This window comes from Streptomyces sp. NPDC001606 (assembly GCF_053596835.1).
The window spans coordinates 194,443-214,157 of sequence record NZ_JBSFHC010000007.1; the positions used below are offsets into that span (position 1 = coordinate 194,443).

Below are 19,715 nucleotides of genomic sequence, written 5' to 3' on the forward strand. Positions count from 1 at the left end.
ATCAGTTGCCGTAGCCGTTGTCGCCGTAGTGGCCCGGGCCGGGCTGGCCGGGGGTGCCGCTCTTGTGGATGCCGTTGACGCAGGTGTTGCCGAACGCCGGGTTCAGCAGGCCGACGACGTTGATGGTGTTGCCGCACAGGTTGACGGGGATGTCGACCGGCACCTGGAGGATGTTGCCGGACAGCACGCCGGGCGAGTCGACGGCAGCAGCCTGGGCGCCTGCGTCGGCCAGGGCCAGACCGGCCCCGCTGATCACCACGGCGCCGGTGCCGAGGGCGATGGCGGCTGCCTTCGCGATGCGAGACATCACGTTCTCCTTCTGTCCGCTCCGAAGAGCTCGTTGCTCGGAAAAGCGCGACGGCAGAGCCAGCCGCCGCACTTCCCGTTCAACGTCGCCGCGCGGAGGCGGTCACGGTGAGCGGCCGGGGATCACCCTTTCATCGCCGCGCTCCCCGGGCGTCAGCCGGCGGCGAGCCGGGCGGCGCCTCCGACCTGGACGCCGGGGCGCCCGGGGTCCGGGCAGGAGGCGGTGACGGTGGCGGGGCTGCCGAGCGCGTCGCCCATGTCGACGGCGATCTCCGTGACGCCCCGGGTGGCCAGGTGCGCGGCGAGACACGCCGTGCTGTTGGCGTTGGCGATGTCCTCCGGCACGCCGATGGACGGCGCGAACATGCGGGCGGCGAGCGAGCCCTGGGCGGAGGGCGGGGAGTAGACGTAGGCGCCCAGCAGGCCGAGCCGGTCGCAGGCGGCGCGCAGCCGGTCCTGGTCCGGGGCCAGCGCGGCGAGCGCGGCGCGGTCGGCGACGGGCACCAGGAGCCGCTCCCGGCCCACCCCGGCCACCCGCAGGTCCGGCCCGGCCGCGTCCGGTGCCAGCCCCAGGGCGGGCAGCACCGAGGAGCGCTCGGCGCCGGTCGCCTCGCGCAGCTCGACCGGACCGGCCGGGAAGGCGGCCGTGAGCCGGTCCCCGTGCCGTTCGGCGCGGCCGTCGAAGACGCGCCGGGCGGTGTGCAGGGTGACCCGGTACGGCTTCCCGTCCCCGGTGCCGGCCCGCGCGGCGAGGAACGCCAGGGCGGCGACCGTGCCGTGCCCGCAGGCGGGGAGTTCCTCCTCCGCGGTGAAGAAGCGCAGGTCCGCCTCCGGGGCGCCGGGCCGGACGCGGACGTAGACGGCGTGCGAGGTGCCGTACTCGGCCGCGACGCGACGGCGCTCGGTGTCGCTCAGCGGCCGCTCCTCCAGCACCACCGCGGTGGGGCTGCCGCCCGTGCCGTCGCGCAGGCAGGCGTGGACGAGGGTCACGGGCGGCGTGCTCATCGACGGTGCCCCGGACGGGCGTCGGTCACTTGCTGTCCTCCAACGTGGCGTACCCCGTGACAGCTGCCTTCTCGCTGGTGTGGGCGCCCTCCTGGAGCTGGAAGAGGGAGCCGAAGGGGCGCTCGGCCAGCGGCAGCCGCCAGACCCCGGCCTCCACCCGGGCGGTGTGGGACAGGCTACCGCGCAGCAGGGTCACCCCGGGCTCGTTGTGCGCCGCGTGCGGGCCGAAGTAGATGGGGTAGGCGTCGGCGGCGCGGTAGGCCGGCAGGAAGGCCCGGCGGTAGCGGTCCGAGAGGTTCTGCGCGGAGTAGTGCAGCAGCAGGCAGTGGATGAAGACCACGCTGCCCGCCGGCGCCTCGATCGGCACGGCCAGCGCCGGGTCGGGGGCGGCGTCGCCGGTCACCTTGCCGCGGAACCAGCCGTCGACGTAGTGGTCGGCCATGCCCTGCCGGTGCGAGCCGGGGATGGCGCGCAGGCAGGAGTTCTCGACGGTGGTGTCGTCCAGGTAGATCAGCGCCGTCACCAGGTCGGTGTTGGTGTGCGGGTAGTAGGCGAAGTCCTGGTGCCAGTCCACCTCGCTGCCGACCTGCGGCGCCTTGAGGTGCAGCTTGCTGTAGTGGAACAGGATGTCGGGGCCGATGAGCTGCTCGACGGCGTCGAGCAGCTTCGGGGCGGACGCCGCCCGTTCGAACGCGGGGTGCTGCTTGGTGGGCGACCAGATCCGCCGGGCCATGCCGCGGTCCCCGGGCTCCACTTCGGCGACCGACCCGATGTCGGGGACGCTCAGGATCTCGGTGATGGCGTTGTTCAGCTCGGCGACCTCGCCTGCGTCGAAGAGGCGCTCGGCCACGGCGAAGCCCTGCTCGCGATAGTCCTTCGCGAGCGCGGCCGGGTCGTATCCGGACATCGGTGGCGGTTCCTTCCAGAGGGGCTCGGTTGGTGGGTGTGCTCGGCCGGGCTCAGCCGACGGCTACCGCCGGTTCCCCGGCCTGCGCGGCTTCCCCGGCTTCCTCGACGACCGACGTGGTGACGCCCGCCTTGGCGAACTCCGCGAAGAACTCCGGGAAGGAGAGTCGGACCTCCTCGGAGCCGGTGTACCGGTTGGGCGACTGCATGCGCAGGCCGGCCACGAACAGCGACATGAAGATGCGGTGGTCGCCCCAGTGCGAGAAGGTGACGCCGCCGGGGTAGGTCGGCGCGCCGCGCACCTCGAAGCCGTCGCAGACGCCGTCGACGTACAGGGGCTCGATGTCGACGCCCGCCCGGGTCAGCTCGGTGACCATCGCCTCGATCCGGGAGGCCTTGTGGAAGGCCGTGACGCGGGCGCCGGTGACCCGCAGGGTGCCCTCGACATAGGCGCCGATGGCCGCCAGGGTGGGCACGATGTTCGGGCAGTCGGTGGCGTCGACGTGGAAGTCGCCGCGCAGACCCTCGGCGGGGCTGTCCACGTTCAGGGTGGCGGCGGCGCGGTCGAGCGTCATCCGCAGCCCGAGCCGCTCCAGGATGCCGATGATCGCCGACTCGCCCTGGGTGGTGGTGCCGTGCACATGGGTGAAGACCGTCCGCCCCGGGTACAGGGCGGCCGCGGCCAGCAGATAGGAGGCCGAGGTGTAGTCCTCGTGCACATGGACGTCCTGCGCCCGGTACCGGGAGGGCTCCACCCGGTAGTTGCGGTAATCGTCGGAGGCGGTGACCTTGACACCCGCCTGCCGCAGGGTGTGCAGGGTCTGCTCGATGTACGACTTCGAGTGGACCTGGCCGGCCACCTCGATCTCCACCGGCCGCTCGGCGAACGGCGCGGCGAACAGGATGGCGGTGATGAACTGCGAACTGACGTTGCCGGGCAGCCGGCAGCTGCCGCCCTTGAGCCGGCCGCCCCAGTTGACCACCGGCGCGTTGCCGTCGCGGCACACGGACTCGATGTCCGCGCCGAGTTCGCGCAACGCGTCCAGCAGCGGTGACATGACGCGCTTGCACAGGGTCTCGTCACCGGTCACCACGACCGGTTCGGACAGCATGGAGGTCAGGGCCGTCAGGGTCCGGAACACCAGTCCGGAGCCCTTGGCCTGGATCATCGTCCGCCCGGGGTGCTTCAGCCCGCCGGACCCGGTGATCTCCAGGTGGCCGTCGTGTTCGACGATCTCGGCGCCCAGCGCACGGCAGGCGTTCTTCATCGTCTCGGTCTCGTCGCAGCGCAGGTCGTTGGCGATGCGCGAGCGGCCCTCGGCGAGGGTGCTCGCCAGGATCGCCCGCTGCGTCTCCGGCTTCGAGGAGGGGACACGGAACGTCCCCGAGAATTTCGCGATGGGTTCAACCCTCAGCAGCATTCCGTCTCCGGGTGCTCTCGGTCGTGGACGAGGACCGGGACGGGCGGGGGCCGCCCGTCCCGTCGGGCCGGGTCAGGCGGCGGCCGACTCCTTGTGCTTGGCCACGGTGTCCTCGTAGATCTCCCGGAAGAACATGGCGAGGATCTCCTGGACGTCGTCCAGGTACTTGAACACCTTGCGGTAGTCCTCCTCGCTGAAGATCAGCTGCTCCAGGACCTTCCACATCTCCATGGAGTGGTCCTCGGTGGTGTCCACGTGGAGGTGGGCGGCCTGGCCCTTGACCTTCTCCTTGCCGAGCCGCTCCTGGAGGTTCTTCACGATCGCCGGCTGGAGCTTGGCCTGGGTGTACTCCACCAGGTAGTTGGAGACGACCGGGGCGAGCGGGCCCTCGTGCTCCAGGGCGTAGTAGAAGAAGCCCTCGAACAGGCGCGTGGACAGGTACGGCTCGGTGTTGTAGATCTCGTCCAGGGTGATGCCGGCCGACTCGCAGTCGCTGATGTACAGCTTGTCGTGGAGCATCTCGTCGGCCTGGTAGTGCGCGTAGTCGTGGGCGGCCTTGGGCGAGATCTGGGCGATCTTGTAGATGGCCTTGGACTGGCTGACGCGGGAGAGCCGGATCCGCCACACATGCTCGATGAGGGTGCGCTTGTAGTAGGCCTCGTGGAGCTCCGGGTCCGTCATGTGGGAGGCGAACGGAACGGTGTTCTTCCACTCCTCCATCTTCTTGTCCATGTAGGCATCCAGCTCGGCCTTCGCCTTGCGGCTCTGCTCCTCGTCGGCGAAGTACGGCTTCGGATGGGTGATCCCGGTGTTCTGCACGCGGTTCATCGCGGTCTCCTTGTGGTGTCGCCGGTCCGCCGCGCTCGGGTCGGCGGGCGGACGGGCGGAGGGACGGATCACAGCGGGAAGGACGGGTGGGTGGTGTCCGGCGCGGCGGCGGCCTCGGCGACCGCCTTCGCCACGTGCGGGGCCACCCCGTCGAAGATGTCGGGGACGATCCGGCCGCGGTCGAGCGCGGCCTCGTCGACCAGCTGGGCGATGGCCCGTGCGGCGGCGGTCTTCATCGCCTCGGTGATGCGGGGCGCCCCGGCGTCGAAGGCGCCCCGGAAGATGCCGGGGTAGCACAGCCCGCAGTCGATCTGGTTGGGCAGGTCGCTGCGGCCCGTGGCGAGGATCGCGGCGATGCCGTCGACCTCGTCCGGCAGGAACTCGGGGGAGGGGTTGGACAGGGCGAAGACCACCGGCCGCGCGGCCATGGTGCGCAGGTCCTCCGGGGCGAGCACACCCCGCCCGGCGTAGCCGACGAACACATCGGCGCCGGCCAGCACCGAGCGCAGCGAACCGGTCTCCTGCCCGGGGTTGGTGTGCTCGGCGAACCACCGCTTGGCGTCGCCGAGTCCGGCGAGGTCGGGGCGGCCGCGGTGCAGGGCGCCCTGGCGGTCGCAGGCGACGATGCGGCGCACCCCGGCGTCCATGAAGAGCCGGGCCGTCGAGGTGCCGGCGGCGCCGGTGCCGGCGATGACGACCTTGAGGCCGGCGAGGTCCTTGTCCACGACCTTGGCCGCGTTGATCAGCGCGGCGGTGGCGGCCACCGCCGTGGCGTGCTGGTCGTCGTGGAGGACGGGGATGTCCAGCTCGGCGCGGAGCCGGTCCTCGATGGCGAAGCAGCGCGGCGCGGCGATGTCCTCCAGCATGATGCCGCCGAAGGTCGGCGCCACGCAGGCGACCGTACGGACGATCTCGTCCACGTCATGGGTGTCGAGGCAGAGCGGGAAGGCGTCGATGCCCGCGAACTCCTTGAAGAGCAGCGCCTTGCCCTCCATGACGGGCAGTGCCGCCAGCGGACCGAGGTCGCCCAGGCCGGACACGGCGGTGCCGTCGGTGACGATGGCGACGGTGTTCCGCTTGACCGAGAACCGGCGGGCCTCCTCGGGGTCGCGGGCGATCCGCTGGGCGACCCGGGTGAAGCCGGGGGTGTAGACGCGGGCCAGGTCCGTCCGGTCGCGCAGCGGGACGGTGGCACGGATCTCCAGCTTGCCGCCGGTGTGGAGGTCGAAGACCGGGTCGTTGGGGTCGTCGGTGCCGGTCGGCTCAGCGGTAGCGGACATGGAAATGCTCCGTCGCGTGGCGGTCGAGGAAGTCGATTTCGGCGGCGAGGTCGGCGGCCGCCACGTCCCACAGCGCGTCCATGAGACAGATCGCCCGGTCCGACTCGTCCAGCCGGGTGCCCGGCTCGACGTGCAGCTTCAGGATCCGGGGCGGGCGCGTGGGCGCGTCGAAGCCGATGGCGTCGACGGTCCGGCCCTTCTCCCCGTACTTGCTGAGGAAGAGGGTGCCTCGGGTGGCGGTGCCGGCCCGGAGCGCCTCCAGCTGCGAGACCTCGGTGAGGCGGGCCAGGAAGGCGTCCGTGCCGTCGGCGGGCAGCAGCAGCGACTCGGTCCACAGGGACAGCAGCGAACACCCGGTCACCGCCTGGACGCTGGCATCGATCAGGCTGCCGCCCATCCGCGGGTTGATCTCGATGATCTCCCAGCGCCCCCGGTCCGCCCAGTACTTGGCCTCGATGTGGAAGGCGCCCGCGCTGAGCCCCAGTTCCCGCAGCGCGCCGAGGCAGCTGGAGACGAACTCCGCGCCTTCCAGGACGAGTTCGCGGTCCAGGCAGACCGGCGGGCTGATGGACATCGCCTCCAGCGTGGTCCGCGCGTGCCGCTCCACCCGCGCCTTCTCGTGTACGCACAGATGCCGGGCCTCGCCGCCGAGGACGACCGTCTCGAAGCTGAACTCCGGCCCCTCGACGTACTCCTCGACCAGGAAGTCGTACTGCTCCATGAAGATCGCCTGCATACGGCGGTCACTGCGCATCTGCTGCTGGATCGCCGGCAGGTCCGCCAGGTCCTTCGGATCCTCCAGGGTGAACGCCGCGAAGGACGACGCGCCGCGCACCGGCTTGACGAACCACCGGGTCGCGGGGTCGAGGTCGGGGACCGTGCCGGGGGTCAGCCGGGTGCCGCGCACCTCGCTCAGTCCGCGCTCGAAGAGGAACCGGCGCAGCTCGAACTTGTCCAGGCACAGCCGCAGCGCGGCCACGGCCGAGTCGTGCGCGCCGAGCAGCTGGTTCAGCTCGGCCATCAGCAGCCGGTAGCCCTCGAAGGTGGCGAGGGCCGCCTGGACCGTGTAACCCCGCGTGGCGAGTTCGCGCACCGCCTTCTCGACGTCGCCGAAGCCGAGCACCGGGTCCTCGGTGACCACGCAGTCCGCGAGGTGCCGACGGGATTCGGCCAGCGCCTCGGGGTGTTCCGGGCGGGAGCTGACGGCGACCAGCGGCAGACCGAGCCGCGCGGCCGCCGCCGCGGCCTCCTCGGTGAAGGACTTGCCTTGGTGCATCAGCAGCAGAACTGCTTTCTCCACGTGTGCACTTCCTTTGCATACGCACTGCGCCGCGGGGGCGCAGCGAGCGAAGGGCGGGCGGTCAGCGAAGGACCCGGGTGATCCGGGCGCGCTGGAGTTCCGCGGTGGTGCGCTGGTGCTCCTGGAGGATCTCCACCAGCCGGCCGGCGCCGCCGTCGCGGCACGGGTCGACGACCGGCAGCCCGGTCTCCGCCTCCAGCTTCTCCGCCTCCCGCCGGAAGTCCTCGTCGGAGAACCCGGCGCTGTTGACGCTGACCGCGGCGACCTTCGCGGGCCGCTCGAAGACGGTCAGCTCCTCGTTCATCCGGATCAGCTCCGGCAGCGGGATGATGGGCGTGTCCCAGACCTTCGTACGCTCCGCGCCCAGCCGGTGGCAGAAGACCAGGACGTTCGGCAGGGAGCCGTGCAGGATGGCCAGGGCCACACCGCTCGCGCCGATGTGGTTGAGCGAGCCCTGCCCCTCCACGACCACCCAGTCGTTCCCGGCCGCGGCGCCCAGCACCACCTGCTCCACGGCGCCGCCCATGAAGTCGCCCGGCACCCCGTCGACGGCGACACCGTGGCCGGAGATCATCATGCCGCTCTGCCCGGTCGCCGCGAACCCGGTGGCGATGCCCCGGCGGTTGGCCTCCTGCCAGATCTGGAGGCCCGTGGTCTTCTTGCCGATGTTGGAGTCGCTGCCGCAGGTGTGGATGATCCAGGTGTCCAGATCCAGCACCCGGGCCTTGTTCAGCGGGACCTCGGGGGCGTCCTTGGTCTCCCAGATGATGCTGCCGCTCTCGTCCGCGGCCCGCGCCAGCTCCGGGTCGGTGCGCAGCCGGAAGTGGATGGAGTTGATGATGTGCAGGCCGCCCCGCAGCGCGGACAGCAGATGCGGCCGCCAGTTCTCCGGCAGGTCGGCGGAGTGCAGCCCCTTGCCGATGACCAGCACCTCGGGGTGCAGGTGCTGCACGTCCTCCAGCCGGGCGACGACGGGGATCGAACCGCCGTAACCGAGCACGTCCTGCACGGTCTTGCCCGCCTGGGCGCTGTCGATCACGGCGACGACACGGTCCGCGCGGTAGCGGAGGAGGGAGGCCGCGACCTTGCTCGTGAACAGGCCGAAGCACTCCTCGGCGAACACGACCAGCTTCTTGTCGACCAGCTCGGCATGGTTCGGCTGACTCACGCGTCTTCCTCCACGGATCGATGCTTGGACTGCGGATCGGTACTGCGGAACGGCGCTGTGGTGAATCGATACTTCGGTCGAGGGGCGGACGTCTCCCCCCGGGGCTAGGCGGCCGGCTCGGCCGTCAGCCGGTAGGCGTCGAGCACCCGTTGTACGGCGGCCTCGATCTGCTCCTGCGGCCCGCCCCGGAAGAGGAAGCGCCCGCCCTGGAGCGTCGCGTACGAGCCCGCCTGCTCGACCAGGACATCCCCCGGCTCGGGCACCAGCTCCCGGTAGAGGAAGGGGACCCGGCCGAGGAGCGGGGTCGCGGAGAGCACGCGCTGCGGCAGCGGCCGCGGCCCCGGGATCGTCAGCCAGCCCCCGCTTCGGGACAGGTCGGGCGCGGGCGGCTGGACGGGCCGGCCCAGCAGGACGTCGACCCACAGCCGGAACAGGTTGACCCCGTGCACGTCGTGGATGACGTAGGGGACGTCCGCTCCCGGCACCCGCGCGCCGACCTCCAGGAACACCAGCTCCCGCCCGGTGTCGAACAGCTCCAGATGGAACGCGGAGCCGCGCAGGCCGAGCGCGCTCAGACAGCGCAGGGCGAAGTCCTCGCAGCGCGCCCGGACCTCCGGGTCCGTCTGGAGCACCGAACCCAGCGGCTCCCCGAGCAGCTCGAACCGCAGACAGGTGGAGAGATAGCGCGAGGTGCACAGGAACAGCGGCTTGCCCGTCTGGTCCAGTACGCCGTCCACGTGCAGGATGTCGCCCTGGACGAACTCCTCCATCTCGTACCCGTCCAGGCTCTGCTCCGCGCACAGGGCACGCAGCTGACCGGCCGAGGCGATCTCGCGCACCCCGAGGCTGGACGCTCCCCGCTTCGGCTTGACGATCAGCGGGAAGCCCAGCTCCTCGGCGTCCGCGAGGACCTGGTCGGTCGAGCGGCACTCCGCCCAGCGCGGCACCCGCAGCCCGGCCTCGGCCAGGACGGACTTCATGACGGTCTTGTCGCGGAACCGGGCGGTCTGCTCGACCGTGGCACCGGGGATCCCATGCCGTTCCCGGATCGTCGCCGCAAGCTCCAGGAGGAACTCGGAGAACCCGATGACATGGTCGAACGGGCCCTCGGCACGGACGATGCCGTCGACGCGTGCCAGCACGTCGTCCAGGTCGGTGAAGTCCGGTACGACGTGCACGCGGTCCGCGTCGGCCGGGATACCGCTTCGCCCCTTGTCGTCGCAGACATAGGTGACATGGTCCCGGTCCGGGTCGAAGAGGTCCTCGGGAGAGGCGAGTCGGTTCTCCCAGCGGCGGACGTCAGGGTGCCGGGACCACCGGTTCAGGAACAGGATCTTGCCCGACATGAAGAATGCCAGCCCTCACTGCTCGCGGTGTCCAGTGACAGGTGCGGCCGGTCGGCGACGCCGGCAGGTCGGCTCGACTCCGGCACAACGCCGCCCTCGTGCTCGCGGCGTCCCTCATCCTGTCAGCTGAGCAGCGCCCCCAGAATAGGACCTAAGTCCCAACTGCACGTTGCTGCGGAAGGGTTGCGTCCGCACACGCGCCCATGCTGAGCGCGATCAGGGGGCGGTCCGCGGCCGGGTGCGGTCCGACCAGCTCACCACGTACGGCATGAGCAGCCCGACGACCAGGAAGACACCGCCCATGGCGAGCCAGCCGGGACGCCCCCCGGCGATGCAGACCATGCTCAGCAGCGGCGGCCCCACCGCGTTCGACAGGCCCTGTCCGATGCCGTACAGGCCGGAGTACTGGCCCTGGGCGTGCGCCGGGGCGAGACCGAAGGACAGCTCGAACGAGGCCGCCGTGTGCCACAGTTCGCCGAAGGTGTGCACCACCACGCCCACCGCGACGACGGCCGCGGCCAGCCAGCCGGGCGCCCCGCCGGCCACCGCCATCAGGGCCATGCCCACCAGGAACGCCAGCCCCGCGCGGCGCACCGTGCGGCCGGCCGCCGCGTTGCTGTCGATGCCCCGGCTCGCCCGCACCTGGAGGCACACCACCAGCACCGTGTTGACGGCCACGCTCGCCCCGACGAACCACCGCGGCGCCTGGGTGTGCCCGATGATCCACAGGGGCAGGGCGAAGACCAGCACCTGGTTCTGGATGGACATGATCCCGTCCAGGGCGGTGAGCACCAGGTACGGCCGGTCCTTCAGGGCGGTCCAGCGGTCGCCCTCGGCCGGGGCGCCGACCGGCGGCAGGGACGGGATGCGGGTGGCGATGGCCGCGCAGACCAGGAAGGTGGCGGCGTTGCCGAGGACCAGCGAGAGATACGCGCCGCGGGTGTCCAGCTGGACGACGACACCGGCGGCGAGGGCGCCGCACCCGGCGGCGATGTTGTTCAGGGCCCGCAGATAGGACCGGTACCGGGTGGGGTGGGGGGCGCCCACCGCGCGGGTCAGCGGTCCCCGGGCGGCCGTACCGGCCGAGTTGGCCAGTTCGACCAGGCACATGCAGACGACGAACCAGACGAAGGAGTGGACCAGGACCAGGGCCGCCATCGCGACGGCCTGGACGGTCAGCGCGCCCTGGTAGACCTCGCGCGGACCGCGCCGGTCCGCCAGATGGCCCACGGGGACGCCGGCCACCAGGCCGACCAGGGCCGCGATGCCCAGGCCCGCGCCGACCTGGGCGACCGGTATGCCGACCGAGCGGGTGAAGAAGAGCGCGGCGCCGGTCATGAAGAGGCCGTTGCCGATCATGTTGACGAAGGTGGCGGCTGCCAGGGCGCGTTTGGGGCCCGGCTCGGGCAGCAGTCCGCGGGCCACCAGCCGGGACGGTAAGTCCCGGGTGCCGCTTCGCGCCGTACCGCCGGTCTGCTCTGTGGTGTCCATCGGCTCCCCTCGGGCACTGCTGCCCCGGCCGTGGGTTCCGCGCACCGGGGCCCCTCTGACTGATGTGACGGCACGGTAGCGGCCGGGGTCGACGTCCTCCGCGCGGCTCATGCCTTCCGGCTGGGGTCGGTGGTGCGCGGGTGCGGCCGCTCCTCGGCCGGGGGCCCGTCGGTGCCGTCCGGGCCGGATGCCACCGTGCAGTCGCAGGGCGGGAGGGCGGAGAGCGGGCCCCGGTCGGCCGACACGCGCGCGTAGGCCTCGGCCACCTGCCGCAGCCAGGCCAGCTCGTCGGCGAACTCGCTGCCGGACTGGCGCGAGCCGGGACCGGACCAGGTGCCGGAGGGCTGGTGGCCGGTCCGCTTCCGGCGTACGGTCAGCGCGAGGACCGCGGCCTCCAGGAGGACGTCCGCGTCGTCCCCCTGCCCCGGGCGCCAGGCGCGCAGCCCGGCCCGCAGCCGGTCCTCGCAGACGTCGCACACATAGGGGCGCAGCATCCGCTGGCCGTCCCTGATCTCGATGACCATCCGGTAGAGCCGGGTGTGCAGGTCCTTCGCGCACAGGGCGAAGCGCGGGGAGCGGGGCTCCAGCAGGGCGATGCCCGGGGCGGCCTCGCACAGGGCCGACCAGAGGGGGTGCAGGGTGCGGTAGGACCTGTGGTGCTCCAGCCGGGTGGCGAGGCCCGTCCCCCAGCCGGGCAGGGTGTAGCCGAGGACGATCACCAGGGAGCCGGTGCTCGCCATGACCGGGCTCCACAGGACGGCCGCCTGGTCCCAGGTGGTCTGCCCGCACCAGCGGCCCACGAGCCCGACCAGCTTTCCTAGGATGAAGCCGAGGACGAAGAAGGCCCCGACCGCGGACAGCCGCAGCGACTGCGCGATCCGGGGCCGGGCCACGGCGCGGGAGGAGGGCCAGACGTGCCGTGCCGTGTTCGCGAGGTTGAGCCCGTACGTGAGCAGGAACAGCAGCACATAGGCGCCGGCCGCCGGGCGGGTGGCGAAGTGCACCTCGAAGTCGACGGGGTGGGCGCCGGGCAGTGGGGTGGCGAGGAAGAGGGCGGTCATCGCGGCGATGGCCGACAGGTAGAGCGCGGCCACCCGGGGCAGCCGGCGTCTGGCCTCCTCGGGCGAGTGGAACCAGCCGGTCACCATCACGTGCGCGGACAGGGCGGCCAGCACGATGGAGCTGTGACCGAGGAGCGTGCCGAGGTTGGGCACCCCCGTCAGCCGTCCGAGCATGCGGTACGACACCGGGGCGAGGAAGAGATAGGCGATGCCGTTGAAGAGGCGGGTGCCGCACAGCGCGCGCAGCGCCAGGTTGCCCGGATCGCGCCTGAGGTCACGCCACTTGTAGCCGAAGGCGCTCAGGCTGATGACGCCGCTGAGGGTGTGGGTCCAGCTGAAGACGTGTTCCAGCGTGCTGGTCACCTCAGCGGACCGGTGGTGTGGCGGAGCGAGCGTTCCAGCCGGCCCACGAGGTCACGCATGTCGGGCGGTACGGCGGCGGTGTCCAGCGGGGCACCGCTGACCAGCCGCAGCACCTGGGTGGCGAAGTACTCGGCGGCGTACTCGTCCGGGCGGCTGTAGTGGGTGCGGCCCAGCATGTGCCGGATGAGCGCGGGGTCGATGTCGTCGGGGAGGAGGGTGCCGCCGGGGACCTCGGCGCCGTCCCCGGCCGGGTCGGTGCCGGAGTGGCCCAGCAGCAGGTGGCCCAGCTCGTGGACGGCGACATGGTTCTGATGGGTGGGCGTGGTGTGCGCCTCGTAGAACACGTAGTCGACGGAGGCCGTCGAGACGAGGAGTCCGGCCGGGCCACTGGCCGGGAAGGCCAGTGGCGCCAGGCGGATCCTGCGTCGCCGCCGCTCGGACGTCTGACGGCAGAGGTCCTCCAGGGAAAAGGGGACGCTCAGATTCAGACCCTCGATCAGGCGGGTGCATTTCCGGCGCAGACCTCGGCGATTCATCATCGATCCCCCATCCACACGACACTGCTCAGGGTTCCATCATGTGACAGGGGATGCCCACAGAGAAAGATCCGGCCCGGCCGCCGGTTTTCGGTCAGGCGGCGAGACCGACCCGTTGGGCGTAGAGCGCGGCCTGGGTCCGGTCGCCCGCCCCGATCTTCGGATAGATACCGCTGAGGTGGTTCTTGACGGTCTTTTCGGAGATGCCGAGTCTGCGGGCGATGAGCCGGTTGCTCAACCCCCGGGCCAGCAGCCGCAGTACGCCCCGCTCGCGGGCGGTCAGGTCGCAGTCGGCCGGTGGCGCGTCCGCGTCGGCTCCGGTCAGCCCCAGCCGCAGGGCGTAGAGCGCGGCCTGGGTCCGGTCGTCGGCCCCGATCTTCGGATAGATACCGCTGAGGTGGTTCTTGACGGTCTTTTCGGAGATGCCGAGTCTGCGGGCGATGAGCCGGTTGCTCAGCCCTTCGGCCAGTAAGCGCAGAACACCTGATTCCCGGCAGGTGAGTTCCGTGGTCAGTGCTTCTTCCACGTCGTGCTTCCCCCTTGTCGGTGTAAGGGCATGAGAAACAGCGACCCAGCGAATGCACGCGGAATATGACCGCGCACGGCGCCGGGCGCCACTCGAAAGCCGCGCTGTTCTTCGGGATTCGTCTCCGGCCGTCCCTGCCGTAGGACGCAGATGCACTCAACGACCAGTGCACGCAAGCAGATTCGAAGTGCTCATTACTTGCGGTAGTCTTCGAGCGATGTACCATGAAAGGCTCATCGAACTCTCGTGGAGCCTACGTCGCCGTCATCACCTCGTCAACTGGTGTGGCCGCCAAGACCCCCCACGCACGCCTCCAGTTGTCAGCGCAGAGACCAGAGGAGCAGGGACAAATGGGGACAGAAGCGATCGGATCGCTGGCTCAGCGGCTGAACCGCCTCTTCGAAACCGTCCACCCGCGTGGCCGCGGCCCCTTCAGCAACGAGGAGGTCGCCCGCGCCATCCGGGAACAGGGCAGCGATATCTCCAAGCAGTACATCGCCTATCTGCGCAAGGGTGAGCGAGGAAATCCGCGCCTCCATCACCTCGACGCCCTGGCCACGTTCTTCGGGGTTCCCGTCTCGTACTTTTTCGACGACGAGTCGGCCGCGCGCACGGAGAAGAGACTGGAGGAACTCGCGGCCTGGCGGGACGCCGGCCTGACCCAGCAGGACGTGCAGTCGCTGGACCGCGCCGGGGTCACCGGTGTGGCCATGCGCGCGGTGGGCCTGTCGCCGAAAGGCCTGGAATTCGCCAAGGTGGTTCTGGACCAGCTGCGCGAGATGGAGGGGCTCGAGCCGGGGCAGGACGGCCCGGGGCGCCCGAGCGCCGAAGACGCCTGAGGAGTGGAGGGTGCCCGAGTACCGAAGGCGCCCGCACGCAGCCGCGGCCACCACCGTCGCCGGGGCTGTGCCGCTGTCCGCCGCCAGGCCTGCGCGAACCGCACGACAGGCGCCGGACACGCGAAGGGGCCCGCTCCCCGCCCCGCGCCGGGGAGGAGCCGGCCCATGCGCACATCCGTGGGCAGCCCGCGTCAGGGGGCCACGAGCACCTGCGCCGAGTAGCTGAGACCCGACCCGAAGCCGGCCGTGAGCACCAGCGCCCCGGGCCTGATCCGGCCGGCGGCGATCAGGGTGTCCAGCGCGAGCGGGATCGAGGCGCCGGAGACGTTCCCGTCGTCCCGTACCGTCCGCGCCACCTCGACCGAGGCCGGCAGCCCCATCGCCTTCACCGCCGCGTCGATGATCCGCACATTGGCCTGGTGCGGGATGAAGGCCTCGATGTCGTGCACCGTCACCCCGGCCGCGCGCAGCGCCCGCTCGCACACCTCGCCGACGGCGCCGATCGCCCAGCGGAAGACCTCCTGGCCGGCCATCTCCAGGAACGGCCAGCGCACCAGGCGGTCCTCGCGCAGCTCCGCGAAGGACCGGCTCTGCTCGATGGCCCGCAGATGGTCGGTGTCGGTGCCCCACACCGCGCGCCCGATCCCCGGCTCGTCCGCGGGGCCGACCACGGCGGCCCCCGCCCCGTCACCGAAGATGAACGCCGTCGAGCGGTCGTACGGGTCGACGATGTCGCTCATCCGCTCCGTGCCCACCACCAGCACGTACTCCGCCTGCCGGCTCGCCACCAGGCTGCCCGCCACGGCCAGGCCGTGGGAGAACCCGGCGCAGGCCGCGCCGAGGTCGAAGGCGGCCGCCCCGCGCGCCCCCAGCTCCGCGGCGCAGGCCGCCGCCGCGGGCGGTGCCTGATGCAGGTACGACATCGTGCACAGGGTGACGCAGGAGACGTCCGCCGGGGTGAGGCCGGCCGCGCTCAGCGCCTTCTCGGCGGCCCGTGCCGCCATGACGGGCACCGTTTCGCCGGGCTCGGCGAAATGCCGGGTCAGAATCCCGGACCGGGCCTCGATCCATGCACTGTCGGAATCGATGAACCTGCATATCTCTTCATTTCCGACCACCCGGCCCGGGCGATACGAGCCCACCCCCAGAAGGCGGGCATATCGGCTGGGTGAGGATTCGATTTCAGTGATCATCGACGTCATCAATCCAATCGTGGATCGGTGCCCCCGGACATTTTTTCATCAAACGTCGACCCATTGGCGACTGTCAAGGAAGAAAAGACCGGGACGTTTGTCTCATTGCTTCTTCGGTTTCCAACTCACAGCATGAAGAGGCGTGTTGCGGCTCATCGGAGGTGCTGCCAGACTGGCGGCCTCATGTCCGGCGCTCACATGGAGGAGCGAAGTGTCAGAGGTACATGCCCCCACCACACACACCGCCACGCTCGAATGGCGGGACCAGGGGCCGCTTTTCGCCACCCAGGCCGACGCGACGGGACTGTCATATCTGCGTGGGCTGGTCTCCGGTGAGATCGTCGCGCCGCCCGTCGCACAAGTCCTCGGCATCGCCGTCGTCAAAGCCGACCCCGGCACCGTGCAGTTCACCATGCCGGTCAAGAACTTCTTCACCAACCATCTGGGACTGCTCTCCGGGGGCATCCTGTCGACCCTCATCGACTCCGCCCTCGGCTGCGCGATCCTGTCCGCGATCCCCGAGGACAAGGACATCGTCACCCTCGATCTGAACGTGGACTTCCTGCGCCCGGTGCACGAGGCGTCCGGTCTGGTCACCGTCGACGCCGAGGTCGTGCACCTGGGGCGCAACCGCGGCCTGGCGAGCTGCCGCGTGGTGGATTCCGACGGCAAGCTGTGCGCCGTGGGCAAGAGCAGCTGCCTGGTGCGGAGCAAGCGTCCCGCGGCCCCGGCCGGCCCGGAGGGAGACCGATGAGCGGCGCGGCCCCCGACCTCGTGGTCGGCCAGGTGCTGCGCGAACAGCGGCTCATCACCGTCGAGGACATCACCGCCTTCGCCGACCTCGCGGGCGACCGCGGCCGGCACCATCTGCCCGACGAGGGCCGGGCCATGGCCCATGGACTGCTCACCGCCTCGCTCGCCACGAAGATCGGCGGCAGCCTGCACTTCATCGCGCGCCGCATGGGCTGGGAGTTCCTGAAGCCGGTCTGGTCGGGCGACACGATCACCGCGGAGGTGACCGTGCGCGCGCTGAAGGAGGTCCGTTCGGGGACGGCGGTGGAGTTCGACATCGAGATCCTCAACCAGGACGGGGAGACGGTGCTGCGCGGCGACAGCACGGGCGTGATCCGCCACTGAGGCCCCCGGCCGCTCCGCCCGGCCACCTCGCGCCGGGCACCCCGGGCCGCCCGCGAGCCCCCGACGCCCCACCGGCACGCCGGACTCAGGCTCCGGCGGGGCGATTTCGCGCCACCCCCGCCTCTTCGCCCCACGGTCCCGCTGGCCCCGCAGGGCGCGTCTTCGGGCCGTCCCGGGAACAGGGCGCCCAGTGCGTCGTACGCCGTTCGGCCGGCGGGGCACCTCAGTGCTCCGGCGGCCGGGGGCGGGCGTCCCGCAGGGCCGCGAGGACACGGTCGGCGGGGACGGTGCGGCGGACCGGCACCAGCCGGCCGGGAGCGCAGACCGCCGTCACCCGGCCCGCCCGGCAGGACCACCACACGCGGAGTTCACCGTGCCGCGCGCCGGCCACCCGCACCCGGAGCCGGCCGTCGGCGCCCCGGCTCAGCGGATAGTCGCGCAGCGACGGGGAAGGCCCGCGGTACGCCTTGAGCGCGGCCTCCTTGCAGGCCGCGAGGACCGTGGCGAGCAGCCCGGGCGGCAGCGGCCGGCGCGGCCTCCCCGGCACCACGCACGGCGTCTCGTCCGGGCCGAGCAGCCGGTTCAGCAGGATGCCGTTGCGGGCGTCCACCGGCTCCACGTCCACCCCGACGACCGGGTGGCCAAGATCCCCATCCCCGTACCCGACCGCGCAGGCGGCCAGCTGCCCGGAGTGGGCCAGCGAGACGACCGGCCCGGGCGGCGCCCCCCACAGCAGGGGAGCACCGCCCGGGCCGGGCAGGATCTGGGCGCCGGGCACCCCGGTGGCCCAGCGCACCGCCGCCTTCGCCGTGAGCCGGGTACGGACCCACTCGGCGCGCCGGCCACCGCGCAGCCCCGCGGCATGGGCCCGCTCCCGCTCCCCGAGCAGCTCCTCGGGCGCGGACCGGCCGGCCCAGTCGCAGCTGACCACCAGGGTCCGGGCGCCGTCCGGGTTCACCGCACGCGCCGGATCGCCTGCACGAAGGAGGCCAGATCCGCCACGCTCGGCTCGCCGGGCGTGTCCACGAAGCCGCGCACCAGCCGCACCACCGCGTCGTACGACTCGGTGTGGTCGTAGGAGGTGGCGTCGGCGACCTTCAGGGACCAGCGCCAGTACCCCTTCATGGTGTCGGCGAGCGGCATCCGGAAGGTGGCGATGACGTCCTTGAGCCCGGGGACGGCCGCGGCGCCGTCCCTGGCCACGTACGCGCCGACCAGGTTGCTGTAGAAGGCGAAGTGCCGCGCCTCGTCCCGGGCGAGCCGGCCGAGCAGGTCCTTCAGGAAGGGCTCGCTGACCGTCTCCCGGAACCGCTGGTAGAACAGCTGCGTCGCCTTCTCCTGCACCAGCGTGTACGTGAAGGACTGCACCGGATGCTCATAGGGCAGCGTGAACTTCTTGCGCCCCTCCTCCGCGAGGTCCGCGAGCACCTGTTCCCGGGTCGCCATGCCGGTCTCGACCTGGTAGCGGCTGAGCGCAGAGGCGTGCCGCTCCTCGTCGTTGGCCCAGGCGACCAGGAAGCGGAAGTACTCCCGGTTGAACCCGAACCGCTCCAGCTCCTGCTCGGCGCCGCCGACCGGGAACGCCTCCAGGAAGTGGGACAGATAGCCCGGGATGTGGTCCTCGACGAAGGTGATGAACCGCACCGCGGACCGGTCGGCCTCGGTGAGCCGCTCCGGCCGCAGCCCGTCCCAGTCCAGCTCGGCGAGGGTCCAGGTCCGCTCGCCGGCCCGGGTCACCGCCTGGTCGACGAGCTCGTGCATCTCCAGCGCGGGCAGCAGATCGTCCAGTACGGCCGTCTCGGTCATGTCGCCGTCCTGGGGCCGAGCCGGGACTTCGAGGCGGTGAGGGCGTAGTGCTTGGAGGTGTAGCCCCAGCCGGCGTTGGCCGTGCGCAGATAGCGCAGCAGCGGCTCGGTCATACCGGGGGCGACCGCCTCGATCCGGTCGCTGTTGGCCTCCGCGCGACGGTGCCAGTCCTCGATGGTGCGGTGGTAGTGGGCGGTGAGGTCGTCCAGCGCCTCCAGGCTGAAGCCCGCCGACTCCGCCGCCCCCACCAGGTGGGAGAAGGGCACCATGTCGGCGAAACCGAAGATGGTCTCGGTGACGTGCTTGGTGCCCGGCCGGTCGGCGAACTCCCGGTACACCTCCGCGCTGCGGAAGCAGCTCTCGGAGAGGTAGAGCCGGCCCTGGCGGCGCAGCGAGCCGTACACCTTGCGCAGGACGGCCACCCGGTCCGGCATGTGGATGATCGACCCGAGCATGGTCGCCGCGTCGTAGCGGCCGTCGATCTCCAGGTCGGTGTAGGAGCCGACCCGGATGTCGACCCGGCCGGCCAGCTTGAGCTTGGCGGCCTGCTCCCGGATGTACTCGGCCTGCGGTCCGCTGGGGGTCACACCGGTGACCTCGCAGCCGTACTCCTGCGCCATGAACAGGGTCAGGCTGCCCCAGCCGCAGCCGATGTCGAGGAGGCACTCGCCGCCGCGCAGCTGGAGGCGCTCGGCCACGAAGTGCAGCTTGGCGGTCTGCGCCTCCTCCAGGGTCGCGTCCGGCGTGCGGTACAGGCCCGAGCTGTACTTGACGCGCTCGTCCAGGAAGGCCCGGAAGACCTCGGGGGGCAGCTCGTAGTGCTCGTTGGTGGCCCGCTTCGCCTCCTCCGGGGGCAGCGCGAGGTCGCCGTCGCGGCCCGCGTGGAGGGTGGGGCCGGCGTCCGCGTGGGTGGTCATCGGCCCTCCGTGCCGGCCTGGGCGAGCACCAGGTCGGTGAGCTGGCGCGGGGTGCGGACGTCGAAGATGTCCTCGTCCTCGAACTCGACGTCGTAGACCCGCTCGATCTGCGCGACCACCCGGAGCAGGCGCACCGAGTCGGCGCCGGGCAGCTCCTTCAGAACGGTGTCCGCGGCGATCTCGCCGATGTCGATGCCGAGTTCCTTGGCGGTCTGGGAGCGCACCTCGTCCAGTACGGCGGACTCCTGGAGGGACACGGACCGCGGGTCGGTCTGCTGGGACATGG

General features: G+C 71.5%; 21 protein-coding genes. 3 read left to right on the forward strand and 18 right to left on the reverse strand.

Annotated features, from left to right (window positions below; all coding sequences use genetic code 11):
- Position 1 precedes the first annotated feature (1 nt).
- The 13 genes from ACWCV9_RS16160 to ACWCV9_RS16220 all read right to left on the reverse strand — a co-directional run bounded on the left by ACWCV9_RS16160 (position 2) and on the right by ACWCV9_RS16220 (position 13,537).
- Entirely contained in the window at positions 2 to 307 is a 306-nt protein-coding gene (locus ACWCV9_RS16160; RefSeq protein WP_450787175.1) for a chaplin, read from the reverse strand.
- Between the two features lie 152 nt (positions 308 to 459).
- Complete coding sequence (locus ACWCV9_RS16165; RefSeq protein ID WP_450787177.1) at positions 460 to 1,311, reverse strand: PhzF family phenazine biosynthesis protein; 852 nt, start codon at positions 1,309 to 1,311, stop codon at positions 460 to 462.
- 25 nt (positions 1,312 to 1,336) lie between these two features.
- A complete protein-coding gene (locus tag ACWCV9_RS16170) occupies positions 1,337 to 2,218 on the reverse strand; it encodes a phytanoyl-CoA dioxygenase family protein (protein ID WP_450787179.1) in 882 nt (293 codons plus the stop codon).
- 52 nt (positions 2,219 to 2,270) lie between these two features.
- On the reverse strand, positions 2,271 to 3,638 hold the full coding sequence (gene aroA / locus ACWCV9_RS16175) for a 3-phosphoshikimate 1-carboxyvinyltransferase (RefSeq protein ID WP_450787181.1): 1,368 nt from the start codon (positions 3,636 to 3,638) through the stop codon (positions 2,271 to 2,273).
- Between the two features lie 72 nt (positions 3,639 to 3,710).
- Positions 3,711 to 4,466: an iron-containing redox enzyme family protein gene (locus ACWCV9_RS16180; protein WP_450787183.1), complete on the reverse strand. Its 756-nt coding sequence runs from the start codon at positions 4,464 to 4,466 to the stop codon at positions 3,711 to 3,713.
- A 68-nt stretch (positions 4,467 to 4,534) separates the two neighbouring features.
- Positions 4,535 to 5,746, reverse strand: a complete 1,212-nt coding sequence (locus tag ACWCV9_RS16185) for an NAD(P)-dependent malic enzyme (RefSeq protein WP_450787185.1) — start codon at positions 5,744 to 5,746, stop codon at positions 4,535 to 4,537.
- Positions 5,730 to 7,046: an ATP-grasp domain-containing protein gene (locus ACWCV9_RS16190; RefSeq protein WP_450787186.1), complete on the reverse strand. Its 1,317-nt coding sequence runs from the start codon at positions 7,044 to 7,046 to the stop codon at positions 5,730 to 5,732. The genes ACWCV9_RS16185 and ACWCV9_RS16190 overlap by 17 nt, the downstream gene beginning before the upstream one ends.
- A 61-nt stretch (positions 7,047 to 7,107) precedes the next feature.
- Positions 7,108 to 8,214 (reverse strand): DUF1611 domain-containing protein, encoded by a 1,107-nt coding sequence (locus ACWCV9_RS16195; protein ID WP_385847506.1) that lies wholly within the window; start codon positions 8,212 to 8,214, stop codon positions 7,108 to 7,110.
- Positions 8,215 to 8,318: 104 nt separating this feature from the next.
- Complete coding sequence (locus tag ACWCV9_RS16200) at positions 8,319 to 9,560, reverse strand: ATP-grasp domain-containing protein (RefSeq protein WP_450787188.1); 1,242 nt, start codon at positions 9,558 to 9,560, stop codon at positions 8,319 to 8,321.
- 216 nt (positions 9,561 to 9,776) lie between these two features.
- Positions 9,777 to 11,051: an MFS transporter gene (locus ACWCV9_RS16205; RefSeq protein WP_450787190.1), complete on the reverse strand. Its 1,275-nt coding sequence runs from the start codon at positions 11,049 to 11,051 to the stop codon at positions 9,777 to 9,779.
- A 107-nt stretch (positions 11,052 to 11,158) separates the two neighbouring features.
- Positions 11,159 to 12,475, reverse strand: coding sequence for an MAB_1171c family putative transporter (locus ACWCV9_RS16210; RefSeq protein WP_450787192.1), 1,317 nt, complete (start codon positions 12,473 to 12,475; stop codon positions 11,159 to 11,161).
- A complete protein-coding gene (locus ACWCV9_RS16215) occupies positions 12,472 to 13,014 on the reverse strand; it encodes a ParH-like protein (RefSeq protein WP_450787194.1) in 543 nt (180 codons plus the stop codon). Before ACWCV9_RS16215 ends, ACWCV9_RS16210 begins: the two co-directional genes overlap by 4 nt.
- A 91-nt stretch (positions 13,015 to 13,105) precedes the next feature.
- Entirely contained in the window at positions 13,106 to 13,537 is a 432-nt protein-coding gene (locus tag ACWCV9_RS16220) for a LuxR C-terminal-related transcriptional regulator (RefSeq protein ID WP_450787196.1), read from the reverse strand.
- 350 nt (positions 13,538 to 13,887) lie between these two features.
- Here ACWCV9_RS16220 and ACWCV9_RS16225 point away from each other — a divergent pair, with 350 nt between their 5' ends.
- Positions 13,888 to 14,376, forward strand: a complete 489-nt coding sequence (locus ACWCV9_RS16225) for a helix-turn-helix domain-containing protein (RefSeq protein WP_450787197.1) — start codon at positions 13,888 to 13,890, stop codon at positions 14,374 to 14,376.
- Between the two features lie 191 nt (positions 14,377 to 14,567).
- Here the strand turns inward: ACWCV9_RS16225 and ACWCV9_RS16230 are convergent, their stop codons facing one another.
- Positions 14,568 to 15,578, reverse strand: coding sequence for a beta-ketoacyl-ACP synthase 3 (locus ACWCV9_RS16230; protein WP_450787199.1), 1,011 nt, complete (start codon positions 15,576 to 15,578; stop codon positions 14,568 to 14,570).
- A gap of 202 nt (positions 15,579 to 15,780) precedes the next feature.
- On the opposite strand from ACWCV9_RS16230, the gene ACWCV9_RS16235 reads away from it, so the two are divergent.
- Positions 15,781 to 16,323, forward strand: coding sequence for a PaaI family thioesterase (locus tag ACWCV9_RS16235; protein WP_450787201.1), 543 nt, complete (start codon positions 15,781 to 15,783; stop codon positions 16,321 to 16,323).
- Positions 16,320 to 16,706, forward strand: coding sequence for a MaoC family dehydratase (locus tag ACWCV9_RS16240; protein WP_385847495.1), 387 nt, complete (start codon positions 16,320 to 16,322; stop codon positions 16,704 to 16,706). Before ACWCV9_RS16235 ends, ACWCV9_RS16240 begins: the two co-directional genes overlap by 4 nt.
- A 223-nt stretch (positions 16,707 to 16,929) precedes the next feature.
- Here the strand turns inward: ACWCV9_RS16240 and ACWCV9_RS16245 are convergent, their stop codons facing one another.
- Genes ACWCV9_RS16245 through ACWCV9_RS16260 form a run of 4 tightly spaced genes read right to left on the reverse strand, consistent with a single transcriptional unit; the run spans position 16,930 to position 19,713 of the window.
- Positions 16,930 to 17,664: a 4'-phosphopantetheinyl transferase family protein gene (locus ACWCV9_RS16245; protein ID WP_450787203.1), complete on the reverse strand. Its 735-nt coding sequence runs from the start codon at positions 17,662 to 17,664 to the stop codon at positions 16,930 to 16,932.
- A complete protein-coding gene (locus ACWCV9_RS16250) occupies positions 17,661 to 18,512 on the reverse strand; it encodes an acyl-ACP desaturase (RefSeq protein ID WP_385847493.1) in 852 nt (283 codons plus the stop codon). The genes ACWCV9_RS16245 and ACWCV9_RS16250 overlap by 4 nt, the downstream gene beginning before the upstream one ends.
- On the reverse strand, positions 18,509 to 19,429 hold the full coding sequence (locus tag ACWCV9_RS16255; RefSeq protein ID WP_450787205.1) for an SAM-dependent methyltransferase: 921 nt from the start codon (positions 19,427 to 19,429) through the stop codon (positions 18,509 to 18,511). The genes ACWCV9_RS16250 and ACWCV9_RS16255 overlap by 4 nt, the downstream gene beginning before the upstream one ends.
- A complete protein-coding gene (locus tag ACWCV9_RS16260) occupies positions 19,426 to 19,713 on the reverse strand; it encodes an acyl carrier protein (RefSeq protein ID WP_450787207.1) in 288 nt (95 codons plus the stop codon). The genes ACWCV9_RS16255 and ACWCV9_RS16260 overlap by 4 nt, the downstream gene beginning before the upstream one ends.
- Positions 19,714 to 19,715 lie beyond the last annotated feature (2 nt).